The organism is Streptomyces sp. 8K308 (genome assembly GCF_004348315.1).
Taxonomy (GTDB): Bacteria; Actinomycetota; Actinomycetes; order Streptomycetales; family Streptomycetaceae; genus Streptomyces.
In genome coordinates, this window is record NZ_SMKC01000524.1 from 1 (window position 1) to 3,256 (window position 3,256).

The 3,256-nt window shown below is 69.8% G+C and carries 1 protein-coding gene and 1 CRISPR repeat array; the gene reads right to left on the minus strand.

Features of this window, described 5'->3' with window-relative positions:
• A partial coding sequence (locus tag E1265_RS35130; RefSeq protein ID WP_132935007.1) for a CRISPR-associated endonuclease Cas3'' occupies window positions 1-840 on the minus strand: 840 nt, incomplete at its 3' end.
• 122 nt (window positions 841-962) lie between these two features.
• Window positions 963-2,820: a CRISPR direct-repeat array (repeat unit 28 nt; unit sequence GTCGTCCCCGCACAGGCGGGGATCGTCC).
• Window positions 2,821-3,256: the final 436 nt, after the last annotated feature.

Below are 3,256 nucleotides of genomic sequence, written 5' to 3' on the forward strand. Positions count from 1 at the left end.
GAGCTCCGCCCACCCCTTCCGCGCCCGCTCACGGGCCCTGGCCAGACTGATCTCCTCCAGCCGACCAAGCCCCTCAAACCGCCCCTCTCGAGTGTCGCTCGCGATCCAGTCCGCCTTGACGATCAGCCCAGCCAGGCACAGTTGCTCGGCCTTCGTGGGAACGGCGACCGGCCTGACGGCGGCGAAGTCCGGATACCCCAAGCACCTGGTGAAGACCGCGAGCAGGGCCTCCTGGGCCTGCCGCCAGTCCGCACCACGGCCGTGAAGTTCCTGCTCGCTCGCCCGTCCCCCTCGATAGGCCGACACGGACGGAACGATCCCGTGGTGCCCCGCCACCAGCGGCCACACCCAGTCCACCGCCTCACGACCCCACACGTCGGTCAGGACATCGCGAACGATCTTCCCGCCCGCCTTGTCATGCCGCCACTGCCGACGGCTCCGCCGAACAACCGGCCCCCGCCATGTCAGGCCCACCGCCCGAACACGCCGCTCCCCCTCCTCATCGCCCGCCTGGAACGCCGGCGTCGCCTTCCCCACGTCATGGACCCCACACAGCCACATGAACAGCCGCCGACCGTCACCCCCAGAGATCCGGTCCAACATCTCCCGGACACTCGGAGCCAGATACCCCAACCACATCTGCTCCGCGACCGCCGCCGTGTCGAGCATGTGACTCAACAGCAGATTGACCCGCCCCCCGCCATACTTGGCCGACTTCCCCCACAACGCACCGACATGGAGAATCGCCCGCTCCGGTAAGCCAGCCCGCCGCGCGACATCAACCGCCGAAGCGTCCTCCCCAGGGCCCACCATCGCGGGTCTCTCAGCCTCTACGCTCATACCGGCGACCCTGGCACGCGCCACTGACAACGCCACCAGCGCGTGGCAGAGAATGGGGCCAAGACCGAATCCGACTGAATGAAAAAGCCACCCCCGCCACACAAAAGCCCAGCTCAGCAAGTGTCGTCCCCGCACAGGCGGGGATCGTCCGCCGCTGGGGGTGGCGGCGTGAGCAGGGTGACCGTCGTCCCCGCACAGGCGGGGATCGTCCCGGCTCCATGTCCGCCTCATACATCGCCTGCCCGTCGTCCCCGCACAGGCGGGGATCGTCCCTCCTTGCGCTTCGCCATGCGGACGATCGCCGCGTCGTCCCCGCACAGGCGGGGATCGTCCCCGCGAGGAGCGGATGGCGGACATCTACGCCATGTCGTCCCCGCACAGGCGGGGATCGTCCACAGGTCGAGACCGCTCTCGCCAACGCAGAGGCGTCGTCCCCGCACAGGCGGGGATCGTCCCTCGGCGTCATCGAAGTACCCGATCCAGGTCGGGTCGTCCCCGCACAGGCGGGGATCGTCCGTCACTGTCACTCTTCCAGGCAAGTCGGGCGTCGTCGTCCCCGCACAGGCGGGGATCGTCCGACGAGCGCCGCGCCATGAAGCGCCGCGCGGCCGTCGTCCCCGCACAGGCGGGGATCGTCCCAGCCAGGCCACGGCCCAGGTCATGGCCCATCAGTCGTCCCCGCACAGGCGGGGATCGTCCTCCGTGAGCAGGCCACCGATACCGCGGCCGACCGTCGTCCCCGCACAGGCGGGGATCGTCCCCCGGAGGCGAGCAGCGGCCGGCCGCCGCGCCAGTCGTCCCCGCACAGGCGGGGATCGTCCGCCATGGCCGTGTCCCTGCACGCCGAGGTGCTGGTCGTCCCCGCACAGGCGGGGATCGTCCTGGCACATGCCGCCCCCTGCACATGGCCCGATTGTCGTCCCCGCACAGGCGGGGATCGTCCCGCTGGCGTGCTGGAGGCGTTCCACCGCGGCTCGTCGTCCCCGCACAGGCGGGGATCGTCCTCGGGTGCCGACGGCGACGCCGGACACCTCGTCGTCGTCCCCGCACAGGCGGGGATCGTCCGATGACGCCGGAGACGATCGAGCGGCTCGGCGGGTCGTCCCCGCACAGGCGGGGATCGTCCCTCTCGATGCGTTAGGCCCTGGCGGCACGGTGTGTCGTCCCCGCACAGGCGGGGATCGTCCTGCGCTCTCCGAGCCTAGTCAACGCGGTGCACCGTCGTCCCCGCACAGGCGGGGATCGTCCCGCCGCCCGCAGATCGGGGTGGGGCAGGGCGTGGTCGTCCCCGCACAGGCGGGGATCGTCCCGTCGCGGGCGATGGCCCCGATTGTGGTCTGCGGTCGTCCCCGCACAGGCGGGGATCGTCCTCCGTCTGTGGTGAACGACGCTTTCGCCACGGGGTCGTCCCCGCACAGGCGGGGATCGTCCCCGGCGGGAGGTGCGGGCCCGGGGATCTTCGCGGTCGTCCCCGCACAGGCGGGGATCGTCCCATCACGGGGATGATCGCGTGGACGGCGGCCCCGTCGTCCCCGCACAGGCGGGGATCGTCCCTGACGATCACCCTGGTAGTGGCCCAGAAGGGCGTCGTCCCCGCACAGGCGGGGATCGTCCTTCGTCCTCGAACCGGGCCAGGAGCTTCGCGAGGTCGTCCCCGCACAGGCGGGGATCGTCCCGCCGCCGGGCCACACTGAGCCTCCCCGAAGGGGTCGTCCCCGCACAGGCGGGGATCGTCCGGACATCTGGACGGGCGTTTGTGACCGCCCGGCGTCGTCCCCGCACAGGCGGGGATCGTCCCTGCGAGCGCGCGACGCTCACCATCAGCACCACGTCGTCCCCGCACAGGCGGGGATCGTCCCAGCCCCACCAGCGGGCGGGTCTCCAGCTGAAGGTAGCCCCCGCACCGGCGGGGATCGTCCGATCGACCTCGGCGACGAAGTCCTGGTGGTCGGGTCGCCCCCGCACTGGCGTGAGCGTCCTGCCAGGCCGCGTCACCACCCGGAAATATCCGCAAGCGAGAGGTTCTACTCAATCGAGCAGTTACTTCCGGCCTCCTATCGTCCGCTATAACGGATAGACCGCAACCACCTCGAGTCCTTTGACGCCGGCTTCGCCCGCCCTCCGAAGCGCTGCCAACACTGCGCACTTTGGCGGTCATATCCCGGATAGGACGGAAGGCATCTGCGACTCTGACACCATATCCACGTCATCAAAAAATCGGCGCAGGCAGCACGCCCCGCCGATAGCGCCGAGCATTCCGGATTCGGGGGCGACGGAAACGGTGGGCGGCCTAGTGTCGCGTGATTCTGTTGTGATTACTTCGAGTTGTTGGCGACGAGTTTCTTGACGTTGCGTTGGGCGAGGCGGACTTTGGCCAGGATCTCCTTGGTGGTGGCTGTCCAGGTGAAGGGTTTGG